Source organism: Streptomyces sp. NPDC086080 (assembly GCF_044540255.1).
In the GTDB taxonomy this organism is placed as follows: Bacteria; Actinomycetota; Actinomycetes; order Streptomycetales; family Streptomycetaceae; genus Streptomyces.
This window is the reverse complement of sequence record NZ_JBITRU010000068.1, coordinates 1-17,595: the sequence shown is the minus strand read 5'-3', so window position 1 is coordinate 17,595 and position 17,595 is coordinate 1. Positions and strand designations below refer to the sequence as shown.

The 17,595-nt window shown below is 66.5% G+C and carries 15 protein-coding genes; 12 read left to right on the top strand and 3 right to left on the bottom strand.

Annotated elements, in window-relative coordinates; all coding sequences use genetic code 11:
* The first annotated feature begins 110 nt into the window (after positions 1-110).
* From ACIF9R_RS37335 to ACIF9R_RS37320, 4 genes are all read left to right on the top strand, one after another.
* A complete protein-coding gene (locus ACIF9R_RS37335; protein WP_399987428.1) occupies positions 111-740 on the top strand; it encodes a class I SAM-dependent methyltransferase in 630 nt (209 codons plus the stop codon).
* Between the two features lie 236 nt (positions 741-976).
* Positions 977-2,329, top strand: coding sequence for a hypothetical protein (locus ACIF9R_RS37330; RefSeq protein WP_399987434.1), 1,353 nt, complete (start codon positions 977-979; stop codon positions 2,327-2,329).
* A 144-nt stretch (positions 2,330-2,473) separates the two neighbouring features.
* A complete protein-coding gene (locus tag ACIF9R_RS37325) occupies positions 2,474-2,890 on the top strand; it encodes a hypothetical protein (protein WP_399987426.1) in 417 nt (138 codons plus the stop codon).
* The gene (locus ACIF9R_RS37320; protein WP_399987424.1) at positions 2,887-6,639 is read left to right on the top strand and encodes an AAA domain-containing protein; all 3,753 of its coding nucleotides are present in this window, start codon (positions 2,887-2,889) and stop codon (positions 6,637-6,639) included. Before ACIF9R_RS37325 ends, ACIF9R_RS37320 begins: the two co-directional genes overlap by 4 nt.
* 37 nt (positions 6,640-6,676) lie before the next feature.
* Here ACIF9R_RS37320 and ACIF9R_RS37315 read toward each other — a convergent pair whose 3' ends face one another.
* A complete protein-coding gene (locus ACIF9R_RS37315) occupies positions 6,677-7,279 on the bottom strand; it encodes a restriction endonuclease (protein WP_399987432.1) in 603 nt (200 codons plus the stop codon).
* 304 nt (positions 7,280-7,583) lie between these two features.
* Here ACIF9R_RS37315 and ACIF9R_RS37310 point away from each other — a divergent pair, with 304 nt between their 5' ends.
* From ACIF9R_RS37310 to ACIF9R_RS37300, 3 genes are all read left to right on the top strand, one after another.
* Positions 7,584-7,865 (top strand): hypothetical protein, encoded by a 282-nt coding sequence (locus ACIF9R_RS37310; protein ID WP_399987422.1) that lies wholly within the window; start codon positions 7,584-7,586, stop codon positions 7,863-7,865.
* Positions 7,866-8,110: 245 nt separating this feature from the next.
* Positions 8,111-8,356 carry a hypothetical protein gene (locus tag ACIF9R_RS37305; RefSeq protein WP_399987420.1) on the top strand — a complete coding sequence of 82 codons (246 nt, stop codon included), beginning with the start codon at positions 8,111-8,113 and terminating at the stop codon, positions 8,354-8,356.
* A 798-nt stretch (positions 8,357-9,154) separates the two neighbouring features.
* Positions 9,155-10,150, top strand: coding sequence for a hypothetical protein (locus tag ACIF9R_RS37300; RefSeq protein WP_399987418.1), 996 nt, complete (start codon positions 9,155-9,157; stop codon positions 10,148-10,150).
* Between the two features lie 358 nt (positions 10,151-10,508).
* On the opposite strand, the gene ACIF9R_RS37295 is transcribed toward ACIF9R_RS37300, so the two are convergent.
* Positions 10,509-11,087: a hypothetical protein gene (locus ACIF9R_RS37295; protein WP_399987416.1), complete on the bottom strand. Its 579-nt coding sequence runs from the start codon at positions 11,085-11,087 to the stop codon at positions 10,509-10,511.
* Between the two features lie 174 nt (positions 11,088-11,261).
* On the opposite strand from ACIF9R_RS37295, the gene ACIF9R_RS37290 reads away from it, so the two are divergent.
* Positions 11,262-11,513, top strand: a complete 252-nt coding sequence (locus ACIF9R_RS37290; RefSeq protein WP_399987415.1) for a hypothetical protein — start codon at positions 11,262-11,264, stop codon at positions 11,511-11,513.
* Positions 11,514-11,634: 121 nt separating this feature from the next.
* Complete coding sequence (locus ACIF9R_RS37285) at positions 11,635-11,760, top strand: hypothetical protein (RefSeq protein WP_399987413.1); 126 nt, start codon at positions 11,635-11,637, stop codon at positions 11,758-11,760.
* A gap of 205 nt (positions 11,761-11,965) precedes the next feature.
* On the opposite strand, the gene ACIF9R_RS37280 is transcribed toward ACIF9R_RS37285, so the two are convergent.
* A complete protein-coding gene (locus ACIF9R_RS37280; RefSeq protein ID WP_382721845.1) occupies positions 11,966-12,235 on the bottom strand; it encodes a helix-turn-helix transcriptional regulator in 270 nt (89 codons plus the stop codon).
* Positions 12,236-13,004: 769 nt separating this feature from the next.
* Here ACIF9R_RS37280 and ACIF9R_RS37275 point away from each other — a divergent pair.
* From ACIF9R_RS37275 to ACIF9R_RS37265, 3 genes are all read left to right on the top strand, one after another.
* Positions 13,005-14,057 (top strand): IS110 family transposase, encoded by a 1,053-nt coding sequence (locus tag ACIF9R_RS37275; protein ID WP_399987411.1) that lies wholly within the window; start codon positions 13,005-13,007, stop codon positions 14,055-14,057.
* A gap of 951 nt (positions 14,058-15,008) precedes the next feature.
* Positions 15,009-16,961: an ATP-dependent nuclease gene (locus tag ACIF9R_RS37270; protein ID WP_399987430.1), complete on the top strand. Its 1,953-nt coding sequence runs from the start codon at positions 15,009-15,011 to the stop codon at positions 16,959-16,961.
* Between the two features lie 5 nt (positions 16,962-16,966).
* A partial coding sequence (locus ACIF9R_RS37265) for a UvrD-helicase domain-containing protein (protein ID WP_399987409.1) occupies positions 16,967-17,595 on the top strand: 629 nt, incomplete at its 3' end.

The following is a 17,595-nucleotide window of genomic DNA, read 5'->3' as shown; positions in this document are numbered from 1 at the left end:
GTCCGCTCGGGATACGTCTCACCAGCTATGTGCCCGCTCGCCACAAGATCAGGACCCTACCCGACCAAGATCACACTACGGAAGCGACGTTGGGCTATAGAGTCCCGCCTGTGGCGAATCATCAAGACGAGACCAGGGCGGCCTACGACGGAGTCGTCGAGCTGTACGCATCACTGTTCGCGGACCGGCTGGAGACACAACCGTTTGTCCGGGCCATGATCGGCACCTTCGCCGAACTGGTTCGCGCGACAGGCAACCTGCAGACAGCGGACGTCGGGTGCGGGCCCGGACATCTGACGGCCATGCTGCACGAACTGGGCCTGGACGCCTTCGGACTCGACCTCTCCCCTGGCATGGTCGATCACGCCCGGCGGGCCCATCCGGCACTGCGCTTCCAGGAGGCGCGGATGGAGTCCCTGCCGATCGAAGACGGCGCACTCGGCGGCATACTGGCCCACTACTCGATGATCCACACCCCTCCGGGAGAACTCCCGAAGCTGCTCGCCGAGCAGGGACGCGTCCTGGCTCCGGGTGGCCTGCTCCTGATCTCCTTCTTCGGGACCGACGGACCGGAGCCGGTCCAGTTCGACCACAAGGTGACACCTGCCTACAGCTGGCCGACGGACCGCCTCGCCGAACTGCTTGCCAATGCCGGGCTTGTTCCCTTCGCCCGGCTGCTCCACGATCCGGCCTCTGAACGGGGTTTCCTCGACTCCCACCTGCTGGCCCGCCGTTCGTAGGTCCTGCCCGGCAATGCCCGCCGGGTGGTCACTCCGGGCTGCCGGCCAGGCGGGCGCTCGCTGATCCGACGGAGATTGTCAGACAGGCCCTAGTACCAGATGAGCCAACGCGTGTGTACGCCCCCTTGTATGCGCCCCTGGTACCCGTTCTACCGTCACGCTTTTGCCGTGTAGATCCGGCATGCCGTAGGGGGGAGCACACAGTGACGGACACGTCAGTCGTACTCGAAAACTTGGTGAAGCCCTGGCACGTGCAGGTCGCCTCGACCACCGCTCTGGCCGGCGCCGTAGCGGACGCTGCGGCCAAGGACGACAAGGAGCGGCTGGAGGACGGACGGGAACCGGTTCGGCGCAAACCAGAGTTGCGGAGAGTGCCCGCGGTGGAGGTAGGGCAGTCGGTCACCGTGACGCCGTGGGAGGTTCTGCACGCCCTCGGGCGTGCCACCGTACTCTCCCGGCAGGGCGCGGGACGCGGGTTGGCCGAGCACTGGGGGTGTCTGAAGTACTGCCAGGCGCTGGAGGGCAGCTCCGGGAAATACATGAAGCTGTCCGAGGAGGGGCTGAACCCGCGACGGCACTACAAGACCGTTCAGTCCGGTGAGCTGGGCATTGGATTTGCGCTCGCCGTTGCCGAGCGCATAGTCCGGAAACGGTATCCGGGACACAGTGTTTCCCTCGTGGACGCCGACATCGCGCTACAGGCCGGCTGGGCACTGGTGGGCAAGGACGTGCGGCGCAGGGACTGGGTACGGCAGCGGCCCAACTTCTTTCTGGAGGCATGGAAGCCGGGCGAGCCGTCGAAGGTCGTTCCCCTCGCCTGTAAAGGGATGCATGGGAAGACTCCCTACGTGTACACCCAACTGGCCAGCGCCTCGGCGCAGGTGGAAGCGGTGCACGTGGGCCCGTGGAACGAGACGCCGGTGCTGGTGACGTCGACTGAGCTGCTCGGGCAGGGCGGCATCACCGTTCACATCTTGCAGGCCAACGGCGACGGGGCGTTGGCCTTCGCGCCCGACAATCCGGCTGCGGACGCCGATCGGGCACTCGACGACCTGAACATCTACCCGGACGTCCGCGTCCCGGACCCTGACGGCGGGGAAGAGCAGAGGGTCAGTGGATTCCAGGTGCAGCCCGACCAGTACGCCTGGTTCCGGCGCGCTCTCGCGCGTGCGGGAGCTGCCGGGTTGACGGGCTTCACCGGCGGCGGAGAACTCACCGCGCAGTACCTGACGAAGCGGCAGGGCCGCCGGCACTTCGAAGGCTTCACCCATGCCGGTACTGGCATCGTCCAGGACGTGGAAATCGAGATCGGCGGGGTGAACTTCGTCGGCACCGACCATGTGTTCCGGCTGAACGGCACCCGGGTCGAGGCGTTCTCTGGACTCGCCGAGAACCTCTTCCGCCACCTGCGGGACGGCCGGGTGGAGCAATACCGACGAGAGGCGCACGCCCTGCGCGCGTCCTGGCGTTCCGCGCGGTTCGAGGACGACTGGAACGGACCTGTGTCCCTGCGTGAAGACGGCTCAATCATGGCGATGAGCCTTCTGCCGGAGACGCCCAGGAAGCGCCGGGCCAGGAAGCGGAGCTGACCGGCGGACGACGACCGGAGAGGGAGAGCGAGGATGGCCGAATGCCGTCACCCTCGCTCTTCCACGGCTGTCTCCGCAGGCGCACCTCATGCCAAAGTCACGTGCACAGAGCAGAAAAGCGATGAACGTCAGCAAGGAGAGCTCATGCAGGGCGGGGGATTCCAGTGGCGACTCGTTGTGCCCACGGGCGGCGACACGCTTCGGCAAGAGCGCCTCACCCGGGACCTGTACGACAAGCTGCGGTCGGCAGACGGCCTGGCCGTCGGCTTCGCGGACGAAGAAGCGTCTGTTGAGCCTGGACACAAGGGTGCGGGCATGGGGGAGGTGGCGCTGTGGGCGGCCACGGCGACCGCTGTCGCCCGTCCGGCATCTCAAGTGCTGATCATCCTGATCAAAGAGTGGTGTGCCAAGGAACGGCACCGCAAGGTAGAGGTGTCTCACGGGGAGAACTCGGTCAAGATCACAGGCCGTCCGGACGCGGCGCAAGAACGGATGGTCCATGAGTTCCTGGACCGGGCCATTGGTAGCGAGAGTCCGGGCCCGGAGGACGGCGCAGCGTGACCCGTCTGCACAAACGCCGCGCCCTTCTGATCGGCACCGAGCACTATGATGACGGTCGCTTCGCGCCACTGCCGTCCACACAGGCGGATGTCTGGGGGCTGGGTCAGGTTCTGCGGCATCGAAATATCGGCAACTTCATCTCCATCCAGACGGAGACCGACCTCACCGCCGATGACATGCGACTGGCCATCGGCGAGTTTCTTACGGCGTGCGATGAGGACGAACTGGCCCTGCTGTACGTCTCGGGGCACGGTGTGAGACGGGTCAGGGACGGCGGCGAGTTCCACGTCGTCGCCCGGGACACCGACTTCGACCGGGTGGCCGAGACCGGTGTTAGCGCCGGTTTCGTCAATGAGCTGCTGGAACAGTGCGTCGCGCCGCAGAAGGTCGTCATGATCGACTGTTGTCGCAGCGGTGGCTTCGCCGTCGGCCTACGCACCTCCGACCAGCAGCCGGACGGCCCCGTGGCCAAGTCTGGCGAGCCGGCCCTGCTGACCAGTAGAGGCGTCTACGTCCTTTCGTCCTCACGCGCCGGCGAGAACTCGTACGCCGATGCCGGTCAAGGTGCCGACGTGAAGCCCTCCGCATTCACCGCCGAGGTGATCGAAGCCCTCCGAACGGGCAAGGTCAGCAAGGACGGCAGCAGCGAAGTGTCGGTAGACGACCTGTTCGCCTACGTCAACCGGCGTATGCGGGCACGAGGAGGCCGACAGGTACCGGTGCATTCGGCGCACGGTGTCGACGACCGCATCGTGATCGCCGCCTCTCCGCTCGGCCGTGCCCCGATTCTCGAACCGCTGAGTCACCGACCACGTCAGGCCGCGGATCAGCCGCAAGCCGGCCCCGCGAAGTCTGCGGTAACTCAGCCGGCCTGGTCCGACCTTCTGGACTACTACCGCGAGTGCATCCTGGCCGACGACACCGATACGCCGCTGATGGAGGTGGGGCATCACAACACGTCGTACGCCTGCCTGACCGGTGCAGAACGCTTCCTGTCGGGCGGTGTCGATGCCGACGGATGCGTCGCCCTCCCCGAGGAGGCAGCCGCCCTCATCGAATCGGCGACCGAGCAGGACGCCGAACTCTGGGCGGGCTATCCCGCCGTGGTCCTGACAGGGCCGCGTACCGGACGCTCCTGGAGGCATCCGAAGTTCGCCCCCTTGCTGATACGGCGCGTCGAGATCGTCCAAGGGGAGGGCGAGGTGCGGTTGAAACCCTACGGCCCGGTTCAGCCACATCCACGACTCGCTGTCGACTGGCTCGGCGAGGAAGAAGCCTCCCAGCTCGCGGACACCTTCCAGCCCTCCTGGCACCGGGGCCAACACGACCGTATGGCAGTGGAGGCCCGCAATCTCTTGGCCGAGGACTTCGAGTTGCCCTGCGTGCAGGAACTCCGCCCCGACCAGCTCGCGGACCGTATCGACGTCCACACTCCCGGCCACGGTGCCCGTAACACCGCGGTCCTCTTCACGGCCCTTCCCAAAACTGGCTTCACGAAGCGGCTGCTCGACGATTTCACGGACATCGGAAAGCAGACGGACCAGATCCAGATGACCGCCCTCGGCGCCCTCGCGCCCGACGCCGCTCAACGCGCACGTGCGCTGGCCCTGGCAGATACGGAACCGGTGCGCCTGGTGACGCCTCTGCCCTGTAACGAAGCCCAGGCCGAAGTCATCCGTTCTGCCATGACCCGCCGCCTCACCGTGGCCACGGGCCCTCCCGGCACCGGCAAGAGCCAACTGGTGGCCAATCTCGTGGCCACCGCCATCATCGACGGGCAGACCGTCCTGGTGGCGTCCACGAACAACGAGGCCGTGGACGAGGTCTGGCGTCGGTGCGACAGGCTGGTCCCCGGCAGCGTCGTACGCACCGGCTCGGCCCGAAAGAACGCGACGAGCAACGCGGAGCACGAGATCGCCGCCCTGCACGAGTTGCGGACCATGGCCGATGCCTCGCCCAACGTGGCCACCGCCGCCGTGGAGGTCGACGTGTCGGCCGACCAGCTCTCCCGTGCCCGGGACGCTCTCGCACATATCGCAACCACGGAACGGCAGCTGCGCCAGGCCGGTGAGGCCCGCGAGGAGCACGCCAGGCAGCTCCGTGTTGCCGTAACCGAACTGCACCAGGTGCTCAATGGGCCGACGCAGCCGACAGAGGTGGAGGAGAAGGCGGGCCGCCTCGCACGCGCGTGGTTCCTCGGACGCTGGCGTCGCACCCGTTTTCTGCGCATGCACGGCCTCGGTGCGTACGACGGTGATCGCGTCGCAGAGTGCCTCGCGCTCGCCGGCTTCGCCGCCGCCGAAGCCGACTGGCGTGACCTGCACAGTCATGTGGCCTCCATCGACGACAGGGAGTTGTCGGAGGCCCTACACGGTGCCGAGGCGGCTGTGCATGCCGCGTCGCGTACCCTTCTCGCCAGCACTGTTCAGACCCATGCACGGGCCGGGCGTCGCCGCATCCTCGACCTGCTCCGCGCACGGGACAGCGACCGCAGCGACTGGCCCGACATACGGGAAGTCCTCGGCCGGGCCCACGGACAGAAGGCCCAGCCCGCGGTCGCCGGCTGGGCGGTGACCAGCCTTTCCGCCCGTCGTTTTCCACCCGGCCCGGCTCTGTTCGACCTCGTTGTCATCGACGAGGCCAGCCAGTGCGCCATCCCGCACATCCTGCCGCTGCTATTCCGCGCGCGGCGGGCTCTGGTCATCGGCGACGCCATGCAGTTGGCGCACATCGCGAAGATCAGCCTGGAACGCGAGGCGCTCGTCCGACGGAAACTCGGACTGCGATCGGAATGGCTGGAGAAGCACCGCCTTGCCTACCGGCGCCACTCCGCCTTCCACGCCGCCGAAAAGTCCGCCGGCGGCACCCTGCTGCTCGACGAACACTTCCGCTGCCACCCGCGCATCGCCGCGGTCTCCAACGACTTCTTCTACGACGGTGACCTGACCGTTCTCACGGACACTCGCGGACGCCCTGCCCTGCCACGTCCCGCCGTCATCTGGACCCACGTGCCCGGACGGGCCGCCCGACCGCCGTACGGCGGCTCCTGGGTCAACGAGGTCGAGATGGACAAAGTGGATGCGAGCGTCCGGTACCTCTTGGAGCAACTGCCCCCAGGAGCCACCGTCGGCGTCGTGACCCCCTTCACAGCGCAGGCCGAAGCACTGCGCCGTCGGCTGAGCCGATATGACCAGGAGCGTCTGCGCGTCGGTACAGTGCACACCTTCCAAGGCGGCGAACGCGACGTCATGGTGTTCTCGCTCGTCGCCGGAGAGGGCATGCACCCTGGCGCCGTCGAATGGGTAGCCGGCCAGCTGAACCTCTGGAACGTTGCTATCACCCGAGCACGCAGTCACCTCATCGTGGTAGGGGACAAAGACCGCTGGCGGAAGCGGGGAGGTGTGGCCGGCGCGCTGCTCGACGCAGCGGAAAACGACGGCTTCAGGCCACACGACCAGGCCGGCGACCCCCTGTTCAAGCGCCTCTATGAGGCCCTTTCTCGGCTACCCGGGACCACCGTCACCCTGGGTGAGAACCTCCACGGCCATCCGGCCGACGCGCTGGTGCGCTACCCCGAGGGCACAGCGACCCGTGCCGTACTGCTCGATCGGGGGCCAGAGGAAGGCGCCGACGCGGCACGTCATCTGCGGCTGACGTTGCAGCGGCGGAACCTGCTGAGCGGTAGCGGCGAGAAAGAGCAAGCCATCCGCTGGCCGGTGTGGCGGCTGTACGACACGAAAGGGAACTGATCAGGTAGCAGCCCTACCTCCTGCCCCTATACAGGGGTTACTCGCTGTATGCCTGCTTCCAGCGGGTCCGGTGCCGGGCGTCCCCCTGACCGGCCCCGTTGATCTCGGCGAGTGACATCAAGGAGGCCCCTCCGTTCCACACCCCCAGGTGGTCACGGTGTACGGCGAGAATCCCATGCTGCAACGCGAACTTCTCGGACGGCCGACTAAAGCGCGTAGTCGTCACGAACACGGCCAGGTCGGCACCGAAATGCACCCGGGCCCCCAGCAGGTCCCGCAGTTCACGGCTCGCGATCGTGCTGGTCGGTGCGTACCGCTTGCACTGGATCACCATGCTCCGGCCGTCCGGTAGACGGCCCACGACATCGGCTCCGTTGTCGTTCGCGCCGCCCACCCGGCGTCCCTCGACGCACCCGTCGCGTCGGCAGAGGTTCGCGACCAGCTCCTCGAACTCCGTACCGGTCATAGCATCCACCTCGGTCAGCGTCCGCCGACCGGCATCGATCATGTCGGCCTGTCGCCAGAGGTGGTCCTGCTTGCGCACCAGCCGGTCAGTACGCCACAGCCACCAAGCGACCGTTGCCACGCAGCCCAGCAGCAGTACCCCCGTGACGTAGGGCCAGACCACCGACCAGAACATCACCAGGAGAGCTATGGCGATGGCCCCACACACCGACGCCCGCTTCAGCCAGATCGCCCTCCGCTTTCGCGCAGCCGCCCCTCGTCCACGCCGAGCTGCCATACCTGCCTCCAGCCCCCGGCCACCTCGATATCGCAGTCTGACCAACGAACGCCGGCCCGAGTAGAGCGCGGAGTCGGCCACTGGCTGGATCAGGCGGCGAACCGGGCCGACACGCGGCATATACAGAAGTGCTGCCGCCCGTCGCGAGGACGGCATGTGGTGCGCCGAGCGGCGCACACGGTGGCCGGCAACGCGCCGGGCCATGGCATTGGCCAGCCAGGCTGGCCGGACCCGAGTGGTCGTGGCCCCGGAGGACGAGGACTCCGGCTACTTCCGGCTGAACATCCGGGGCATGTCCCGCTACGCCCAGTTGATGGAGCAGCTCGGGATGGTCGCCACGGCCCACCCGCTCGCTGCGTGGCTCGAGAAGCCGGACAGCATCGACTGGGAGGACGTGTCCGCGGTCCGCTACCTCGAGGGCCAGGAGCCGGTCAAGCCGGAGGCCGTGGCCTACGCGAAGACGATCGACACGTACCTCGCCTAGCACCCTGACCCGCCGTCCGGCATCGCGCTGCACAAGTTCGGCACGAACAACGGCTGGCTGGTCACCCCGGAGGAGATTGCCGCCGCCCTGGAGTCGTACCGCACCCACAGCGGCGAAGAGGTCAAGGCGCTGCTCGCGGGCAGACTCGACTACTGGCTCAAGTGGATCGCCTACCTGTAGCGCCGCCGAGCTCCCGCCCCCGATCAACGTCCCGGACTTCGATCTGGGGGTTGAAGGGGGCGCCGGTGACGTCCTCACCGACCTCGACCGGGCCCGGCCACCTGGTGGGCGACGAGCCCATCCCGCAGGACCTCAAGTGGACCATCGAGCGCCTGATGCTCGACTGGTTCGTGGCCTACGAGATGCTGGCCCTCACCCACACCGCCGGACCCGCACCGTGGCGGATGGACGGGGCAGAGTTCGCGCTCCTGCGGATTGAAGCCTGGGTCCAGATCATAGAATGCGACTTCCCCGACGACAGCCAGACGTAGGTGACCCCGGGGCCCCAGGCAGCCAGCCTGGGGGCCGCCTCTCCTCTCGGAGCCCACCACAGACCCCAGACCCCGCCTCCACCGGCTGACGCGGCCAGCACAAGACGTACGACGCGGCCGCCGTCGCCGCGTTCGTCCGCGAGCACATCGAGCAGCCCCCGGCCGACCTGGAGCCCGCGCGGCTCTACACCGCGAAGGAGATCGAGCAGCTGACCGGGATCACGGCCGTCACCATCCGCGCCGACCGCTCCAAGTCCCGCTCCGACGGCTCGCCCCGCTGGCCCGCCCCCGACGACACTCAGGGCCGCGCCCACCGCTGGAAGGGCTCCACCGTCACAGCCGCCCTCGCCAGGCGCCGCCCCTACCGCAAAACCCAGGAAGGATGACCATGGCCAAGGACCGCCCCTGGAACCGGCAACCCGAGCCGCGCCCCGACCCCCAGCACAGCGCCGGACCCGACGGACAGTTCCTCCGCGAGCCGATGCCGAAGCTGCACCACCCCGGGATCGCCGGCCTCCAGATCCACAACATGTCCGACGCAGAGGTCCGCGCCTACTGCCTGGACTGGGCCGGATGTGCCTCGCCCGCTACGACCTCACCCTCCACCAGTCCGACGACCTCGACCTGGCCACCCGGTACGCGCAGATCGCCCAGGCGTTCCGGCCGGACTCCGAGCAGTCGTAGCCGGGCCTTGAGCCAGTCCTGCGGACCGGCGCAGAAGCGGGTCCGTCGATATCGGGTGCGCAGGCGCGTGAAGTCCAGCCACAATCAAGGGCCAACCCAGACCCAGGAGTCGCAGTGCCGCGATCACTGACGCCGCTTACTGTGCAGCGCCTCGCCTACATACGCTTCCTCTATCAGGAGGGGATCGAGCAAAGCCGTCATCCGTCCGTCTTGTCTGCCCGCGCCCTTACCTCCTTCCACGACGCTGTCGAGAACTTCCTCGGGCTGGTGGTGGAGCACTTGGGGGTCGACGTCAGAAAGGCGCCAGACTTCATTCAGTACTGGGAGGTGATCAAGCCGAGTTACGAGCTGCCCAGCAAGGCGGCCATGAAGCGGCTCAACGACTGGCGAGTGGCACTGAAGCACAATGGGTCATTCCCGTCGGAACACCAGATCGAGCAGGCCCGCATGGTGGTGGCCGACTTCTTCACCTCGGTGACCCCACAGGTCTTCGGAGTCGACTTCGCGTCGATCGACATGGTGGACCTCGTCACCCAGGAAGAGACGGCGTGTTTGCTTCGCGAGGCGCAGTCCCACGCGGACGTCGGAGATCACGTTGCCGCGATGGCCGGCTTGTCCCTGGCCTTCGAAGCCCTGCGGCATCACTACTCCGGCGGGTACATCAGCTTCTCATGGGAGCAGGCACCCTTCTCATTCGGGCCCACGCTGTCGCATTTCGACGAACCGCGCGCTCCAGACGGTGACCGCTCGGTGAGCCGATTGCACAAGCTCTCCGTGATCGCCACGGAAGTGCGAGAAGCCATGCAAGTGCTCAGCCTAGGTATCGACTTTCCGAGCTTCCTGCGCTTCAAGGCCATGACGCCGACAGTCCACGCAACGTACGGCGGGGAAAAGAGCTACGCCGTAACCAACTGGCTGGCCGCCGCAACCGCCGACGATTACGAGTGGGCGAAGCTCTTCGTCGTAGAAGCGGCTTTGCGATCAGCGCGCGGGGATCAGGCGCGGAAGCTCCTGGAAGAGCAGGCGAAGGCCGACTCGCGTTATCAGCAGTACCCGCAAAGAGAGTGGACCGGAGCGGCCGGGGAAGACTCAGCAGCCTCCGCTGGCTGACAAGGGCTCACAAGAGCGGCCTACGCTGACCGTGAGCCCTTGATAGGGGCAGGCGTACCGGGCGGCCGTACACCGCCCGCGTCTGGGTGGGCCGCGCGAACCCGTGCGCCCGGGAGGGGTAGAACCCCGGCTCACCCAACAAGCGTCCCTGGGAGGGCTCTCGATGGTTCGACATGGCGGCCCCGCACCGACCCCTGGCCTCCCCGCCGGCGATGACGAGCCTGTGATCCTCTCTCAGGGGGGTGGTGCCGCCCGAGATGGCCCGCCGCTTCCCGCCCCAGCTCCTGGAGCGCATCAACCAGCCGCGCGGCGGAGGCTAGCCCCAGTAGGGCCGAAGCCGCCACGCGTCCGCTCCCTCTCACGCAGGGTTGTTCCGCCTCCAGCGGCGCGCCTTCCACCAGGCCAGCCGATACACCTGCCACCGCTTCGGCAGGTACCAGAGATCATCACGGCAGACGTCCGTGAACGTGTTCTGGGCCGCCAGCACACGCCCGGCGATGAGTAGACGATCTTGGTCGGTGGTCCAGTCGGGGAGGATCATGTTGTGCCCGTCCAACCGTTGCAGCAGTGCCTGAGCTGCCTCCAGCGGCCCGGGGTTCGCCACGAGCCGCAACTCGTAGTAGGCGGCGAACAGCCGCCCGTAGACCTCCGTGAGCTTGTCGACGGAACGGCTGGTCTCGCGGTACGCAGCCCACGGCCGATACGTCAGAGGCACTCGGTGGCCAAAGAGCCAGACCGTGTGCAACTGGTGCTGCGCGGCCGCAGCAAGGTAGGCCGTCAGCGCCTCAGCTGACGCCTCCTGGAACCTCGCATACACCTGACGGCGTTCATCTCGGCTCCCCAGCCGGACTGTGACCCGCGACTGAAGGCGCTTGGTCAGGATTGAGGCCAACGCCTTCGCTGCGGAGGTGCTGGCCGTGCTGATCGGATCAACCATCCGAGCAGTGTTCACCCGGCGAGGCCCGCCTGTACGGGAGTTGGGGAGAACGCGATCGCCAGTGCTGCCGACGAGCACGACCAACCGCGTACGTCACAACCCGTCACACCCCCTGCACGCGGACTCCACGGCGCGCCACAATGCGGCACAGCCGACACCACGCAGGGGGAAATCATGCCGAGCTACAGCGACGTCCAGAAGGCCGTCAGAGTCGAGAAGTTCCGCATCTGGTTCGCCTGGGTGTGCGGCAACATCATCATGCTGATCATCGCGAACGCCACGCAGGACATCGACGTCCTCGGTGTCGTCACCCAGGTCCTGGTCGTGGTCGTCTTCCTGCTCCTCACCTTCGCGGCCGTCACCATGACCAACCGGCTCAACCGCAAGGCCGCCGACGCGCGCCGCGAAGTCCTCGGGGACCTGTAGGCCGACTCCCTCGTGCCGCACGCCTGGGCACACTGGAGGCGTGAGACGCCCGGTCGATGGTGTCCTGGAAAGGGAAGACCGATTGTTGGGGCCAGTCTATCGCGCGCATCCTGCGCCTTCTGTGGCCGCTGGACGCCATGTGCTGTGGCCGACCGACCAGCTGCGGCGTCCCAGCTTCGAGTTCGGCGACGGCTGCGCGGAGAACGAGCAGGCTACGGTGACACCCATCGATTTGCTGACCCGCTGAGCCCGTCAGCACGGCGACCAAGTCTCGGTGGTTCCCTCCCAAGCGGGAAGACGAATCGGTCGATGTCAGCGTCGTTGCGATCCTCGCTGAGTTCACAGAGGCCAGTCGAGTCGAGGGGCCCGCGCCACTGCGGGACCTCGTCGTGCGGCAACCCCTTGACGGTGAGGCTCCGCCAAGTGATTGGCGGGGCCTCACCGTCACTGGCTCAGGGCACCGATGACATCAGCGGGCAGTTGTACTCCGGTTCTCCGCTTTCGAGTACACGGAGGAGGGACGCCGTGACGACGCGCGAGCTTCGTCCGATGCGAAGCACGCGACACGGAAACCGCCCCCTGCGGATCAGGTCGTACCCCTTCGCTCGCGAGAACCCAAGCGCCCTTGCAGCGTCCTCCACGCTCCCCGTTCCGTTCCATGTGGCACGAATGTGCGCGGGACTGTATTGGGCGCTCACAGGTTTGCTCTCTCCTATGTGCATCGATTTCCTTCGCTTTGACGGGTGGTGCTTTGTGCCGGGTATGCAGTGCTCAGACGCAGGTAGGCGCGGTAGCCACCAATTGTCCGCGGAGCTGCCGGTTTGGCTAACCGGCGGTTCGCTGCTATGTTCCCCCGGCTTGGGCCTCGCGGCCGTTAGTCCATGGCGCCCCGCGCGTTAGCAGGGGACGGCCCCTGGTGCTGGTGGTTGAGAAAGGTGATGCGAAGAGATGACCTTGTCGTGGCGGCACCGACGTGTCGTCCGCTGCTGCCGGGTTCACGTCCGTTTTGGAACCCGCAGTTGTCAGACTCGTGTGGGGAGTGCAGGCCGCCCACGCGTGCAGCGCGCGCCGGCGTGTGGTCTGTCTAGGGGCGTAACCTCGGGCGCCGCCCTGGGGGCGTGAGCGCTGCCGCGCTTCAACGTGTTTGTCACGGGGGAGGGCTGTGTGTTCGGTGGGCGGGTGGCCGGGAAGGATGGAGACGCACCGCCGCAGGCGTCGGAGCTGACTCCTGAAATTTCTGGTCCGTAGTGCCCTGACCATCCTGCGTCGCTCACGGGGCCAGGCGGTGCGCTCGGACGCTGGTTCGGGCAAGCGTGTCCAGAGCACTGCCTTGCGCGGCGTTCGTGCACTGTCTCACTGGTGACCGCTTGTCCGGGCCGGCGGCACTGCGAACATGGTGAATCCACGACTGGGGGTAAAGGAACGATCATTTCACCAGAATCTGCCCGCTCCACGGAACCTCCCCGGGACGCCACGGAGGCGGTATTCGGGGTGGATACGCATCGCGACTTTCATGTTGCGGCTGTGCTTGCCATGACCGGAAGAACTCTGGGAATCGAGCGTTTCCCGGCCGCTGTGAGTGGTTATCAACAACTGCACGCCTGGGCAACTCAGTTGGGTGACATACGTCGCGCCGGAGTGGAATCGTCCGGTAACTACGGTGCGGCCCTGTCGCGCCATCTCCTGTCGCAGGGCATCGAAGTCCTTGAGGCTCCAGGCCCTGGGCGGGCGGCCCGCCGCCGACGGAGCAAGTCGGACCGAGGTGACGCGGAAGCCGCTGCACGTGCGGTGCTCAGCGGTCGTGCGCACTCGCCGGTGAAGTCAGGCAGCGGTCCCGCCGAAACCGCGCGCCTGTACCTCATGGCCAAAGACTCCGAAGTTAAGGCGCAAAGACAGGCAGCCAACCAGCTTAAGGCGATCCTGGTCACCGCCGACCCGACCTTGCGAGAAGAGTTGGCCACGCTGTCCCGCCGCGCGCTTGTCTGCGCCTGCTTGGAACTGAGGGAGGGCGACGACAGCACGGATTCTGTGGTCCGGGCGACACGATTTACGTTACGTGTGCTGGCCGAGCGCATCGAGCAGCTGCGGGCCCAGGCCCGAGTGCTGGAAGGCAGACTGTCGGACCTCGTCCGATGCTATCACCCCCGGCTCATCGACGCTGTGGGCATCGGACCGCATAGCGCAGCGGTGCTGCTGACCGCCATGGGTGACAACAGCGACCGCCTGCGCGGTGAAGCGTCGTTTGCCGCGTTGTGCGGAGCGAGCCCGGTGGAGTACTCGTCCGGGAACAGGCAGCATCGCCGGCTCAACCGCGGCGGTAATCGGCAGGCGAACGCTGCGCTGCACCGCATCGTGTTAAGTCGGCTGCGCTGGGATGCGCGAACTCAGGCGTACTACGAACGGCGCGTGCTGGAGGGCAAGACGCGGCGAGAGGTCATCCGCTGCCTCAAGCGTTATGTGGCCCGTGAGGTCTACCGGCTGGTTCAGGAGGACCGCCGGCACTTGAGCCACACACCGGTTCGTCTTCTAGCGGAGCGGATCTGAACTTTTGCGATCGTCTCAACTGCCGCGAGGTGCTCCCTGCAGGCGGGGCCTGGCCCGCGAGACCAGCGACGGAGGCGACGTCATAACCAGCTTCGGTAGCTGTTGGGTCATGGAGCCCGGCCGTGGTCAAGTACACCGGCCCGTCGGACTGCGGGGTGGAGCCGTGCCTCCACCACTCGACGGCCCGGCAGCCGTGCAACCTGGTCGCGGCGAGCACGTAAAGCTGTAGATGATCTTGACCGCGTCATGGCCGTTCCTGCGCATGCGGTAGGCGACGTACAAAAAGTTGGGGAAGCGCTCTTGCCGACGTATGTCGTCGACGCGGTGTCGATGAGGAGGCGTTACTCCTCGGTGAGCGGGCCTGTCAGACCGGCCATGGCGTCTACCCTCACGTGGGCAACACACCAAGGAAGAGGAGCAGCTCAGCCCGGGCCACGCACGTTTCGGGTTCGCGGGGCACTGGGCTGGTCGACGTGCTGGGGACGCTCGCACGCCCGTTCTGTAGGGCAAGGGCATCCTGAGCGCGCGGTACGTCGGCGACGAGCAGGAAAGCCGCAGCTAGATCTATCTCACCGGGATCCCCTGCACCTCAACTATTCACACCGGGACAGCCAGGTCCAGGGCGGGGGAGCTGCCCAGGCTGGCCGAAGCCCAGCGCAACGCACCGCCGAAGACGTCCTTGACTGCTCGACACAGCCCGCACCCTCCACAAGCGGACGGCCCTGGCCGACAGGACACTCAAGGCTCATTGAAGCTCCCCACTTCGTAGAGCGAACGTGACTAACGCCACCGTGTGTTACTTGTCGGTCTATTCGAGCGCCACGTGGATCATGTGTCAAAGTGCACAAGGCATGCCCATGTGACGCATGGCGCATATGACCGCTTTGCGTAAAATGGCTTCGTGAATTAGCGGGGGGCGCGTTAGTGAGCCAGGAAACTCCGAAAGCCGGGATGTACCTGCGGCAGCTCGACATCAAGAACTTCCGGTCGTGCTACGACATCAAGGTCGACTTCCGACCCGGCATCACGTTGCTCGTGGGCGAGAACAACTGCGGTAAGTCCAACGTCATCGAAGCCCTCCGGCTGGCTACGACACCACTGAACCGCCGAGCCACCCGCTGGTTCGACGAGTCGGACCTGTCGCACGGCCGCGAGGCCGAGGAGGCCCGGTTCCGCGCCACGTACGACGGCCTGTCGTCAGCCCAGCGAGCCCACTACATCACCGCGCTCGACGTGGAGACCAGCCAGGCTACCTACACGACAACATACAAGCGGGACGAAGCCCGGCAGCAGATGCGTCCGACCGTGACTGCGGGGCCGGTGGACGGACCGGACGCCGAGTCCGACAAGCGCGACCAGATTGCGCACGTCTACCTGGCGCCACTGCGAGATGCCCAGCGGGAGTTGGACTCCTCGGACGGGAACCGATTGCTGCGGATCATCCGCTACCTCACCGGGGAGGACGAACAGGAAGCGTTCCGCGCGCAGGCCAACGAGTCGTTCACGAAGCTCAAGGCCCACCCTGTCCTGACCGCCACGACCACAGAGATCCAAGGGCACCTGGGCGAACTGACCGGTTCGGTCCGGGGGCAGACCGTTGAGGTCACATTTGCCGAGTACGAGCTGCACCGTCTGGCTCGGAGCCTGCGGGTGAAGATGGCCGAGGCCGGCATCCCACCGGCCGACCTCACCGAGTCGGGTCTCGGCTACGCCAACCTGCTCTTCATCGCGACGGTCATCCTGGAGCTGCGCAACGCCCAGCACATGGAGCTGACGCTCTTCCTCGTCGAGGAGCCCGAGGTCCACCTCCATCCCCAGCTCCAGGCAGTCCTGCTGGACTACCTGCAAGAGCAGGCTGAAGCGTCACTCAAGGACGACACCCAGGGTCCCGCTGGTCGCATCCAGGTCGTCGCGAGCACGCACTCGCCAAACCTCGCCAGCAGCGTCGGCATCGAGAACGTCGTGGCGTTACGCACGCGGGTGGACAAGGAGACCGCCCAGGACGACCAGGGCCAGGAGAGGGAGGTCCTGCGCAGGAAGACCCAGGCCCTCCCTCTGGCCAAGATCGCGCTCTCGGACCCCGAGCGGCGGAAGATCAACCAGTACCTGGATGCGACGAGGGCCGGCCTCCTCTTCGCACGTCGAGTCATTCTCGTCGAGGGCATTGCCGAAGCGGTCCTGCTGCCGGTGATCGCCCGCCACTGCGTCTTCCGCGGGGAGGACCAGGTGAAGCAGCGGCGGGATTTCCACGGCGTCACGATCATCAACGTCGGGAGCGTCGACTTCGCCCCGTACATCACGCTGCTCCTGTCGGAAGTCAACGGATGCCGATTGTTGGACAAACTGACCGTCATCACCGACGGCGACCCGGACATCCCCAAGGAGAAGGAGACTGACGCAGGGGAGACCGGGGACGGCCAAGACGGAGCCCACGAGGCGACGGTCGTCCCGGCCGGAGGTGACCCTGCCAACGAGGACGCCGAACCAGATGAGGACGAGGTGGAAGACGACGATGACGACACTGCGGTGAACAACCGCAAGGGCCGGCTCGCCGCTCACGCGGAGTCGATCGGGGCCGCGGGCCACCTCATCGTCGCCGAAGCGCCACACACCCTGGAGGCGGACCTCCTTACGCCCGAGGCCAATGAGCCGGTCCTCAAAGTGGCTTTCCTTAAACAGAAGACACGCTCCAAGAAGAAGTGGCAGGAGATCCTCGACAACGAGCGGGGGCCTGCTTGGGGCTTCTACCTGAAGCTCCGCAAGCACAAGAAGTTCATCGGCAAAGGCGAGTTCGCGCACGATGTGGCCCTGGCCATCGAGAGCGGCGAGACCTTCGTGGCTCCCGATTACCTGACCGATGCCATTCAGGGCGTCCTGGCGGACACGTCGGGTGAGACACGGTGAATGAGGTGAAGCTCACCGAGGACCAGCAGGCCCTTGTCGGCGCGGAGGACAGCCTGTTCGCTGTCGCCTGCCCTGGCGCCGGTAAGACGCGTGCCATGGTCGCCCGCTTCGTGAAGCGGACCGACGAGGAGCCCCGACGCGGGATCGCCCTCATCTCCTTCACGAACGCCGCGGTGGACGAGGTTCGACGCCGGTGTGGCACCCAGGAGGAGGCCCTGCGGGCGCCCCACTTCGTCGGCACGTTCGACACCTTCATCCACCGCTTCATCGTCACGCCTCTGTACGTGAAGGCGTACAAGCGGAAGCCGAACTACGTCCAGTCCTGGACGGACGTGAGCGCGACAAGCTTCCGCCTTGTACCTGACCTAGGGAAGGCCAGCGACCTGGAGTTTCGCTGGTTTGACTTCGAGCCAGACGGTCGCGCCCACCTGGATCTGAGCCGGGTTCCGAAGACCTTCGGCGACGCCGTGGTTCATCGTCAGCTGGCGCAGCGAAAACACGTGGCGGAAGCCAAGGCGTCGGACATCTTTGGCCGGCTTCTCAGAAGCTGTTGTCGTTCCGATCTTGAGAGATGCGTTTCGAACGGGAGTCTCGATCGGGTGGTCGCGGACCGCTGGGCGCATACGGGTGGGGC

Excerpts from the sequence above, each read along its gene's own strand:
- ACIF9R_RS37325 (WP_399987426.1), top strand. The coding sequence starts at position 2,474 with ATGCAGGGCGGGGGATTCCAGTGGCGACTCGTTGTGCCCACGGGCGGC.
- ACIF9R_RS37280 (WP_382721845.1), bottom strand. The coding sequence starts at position 12,235 with ATGCACATAGGAGAGAGCAAACCTGTGAGCGCCCAATACAGTCCCGCG.
- ACIF9R_RS37270 (WP_399987430.1), top strand. The coding sequence starts at position 15,009 with ATGTACCTGCGGCAGCTCGACATCAAGAACTTCCGGTCGTGCTACGAC.
- ACIF9R_RS37290 (WP_399987415.1), top strand. The coding sequence starts at position 11,262 with ATGCCGAGCTACAGCGACGTCCAGAAGGCCGTCAGAGTCGAGAAGTTC.
- ACIF9R_RS37295 (WP_399987416.1), bottom strand. The coding sequence starts at position 11,087 with ATGGTTGATCCGATCAGCACGGCCAGCACCTCCGCAGCGAAGGCGTTG.
- ACIF9R_RS37310 (WP_399987422.1), top strand. The coding sequence starts at position 7,584 with ATGGCATTGGCCAGCCAGGCTGGCCGGACCCGAGTGGTCGTGGCCCCG.
- ACIF9R_RS37315 (WP_399987432.1), bottom strand. The coding sequence starts at position 7,279 with ATGTTCTGGTCGGTGGTCTGGCCCTACGTCACGGGGGTACTGCTGCTG.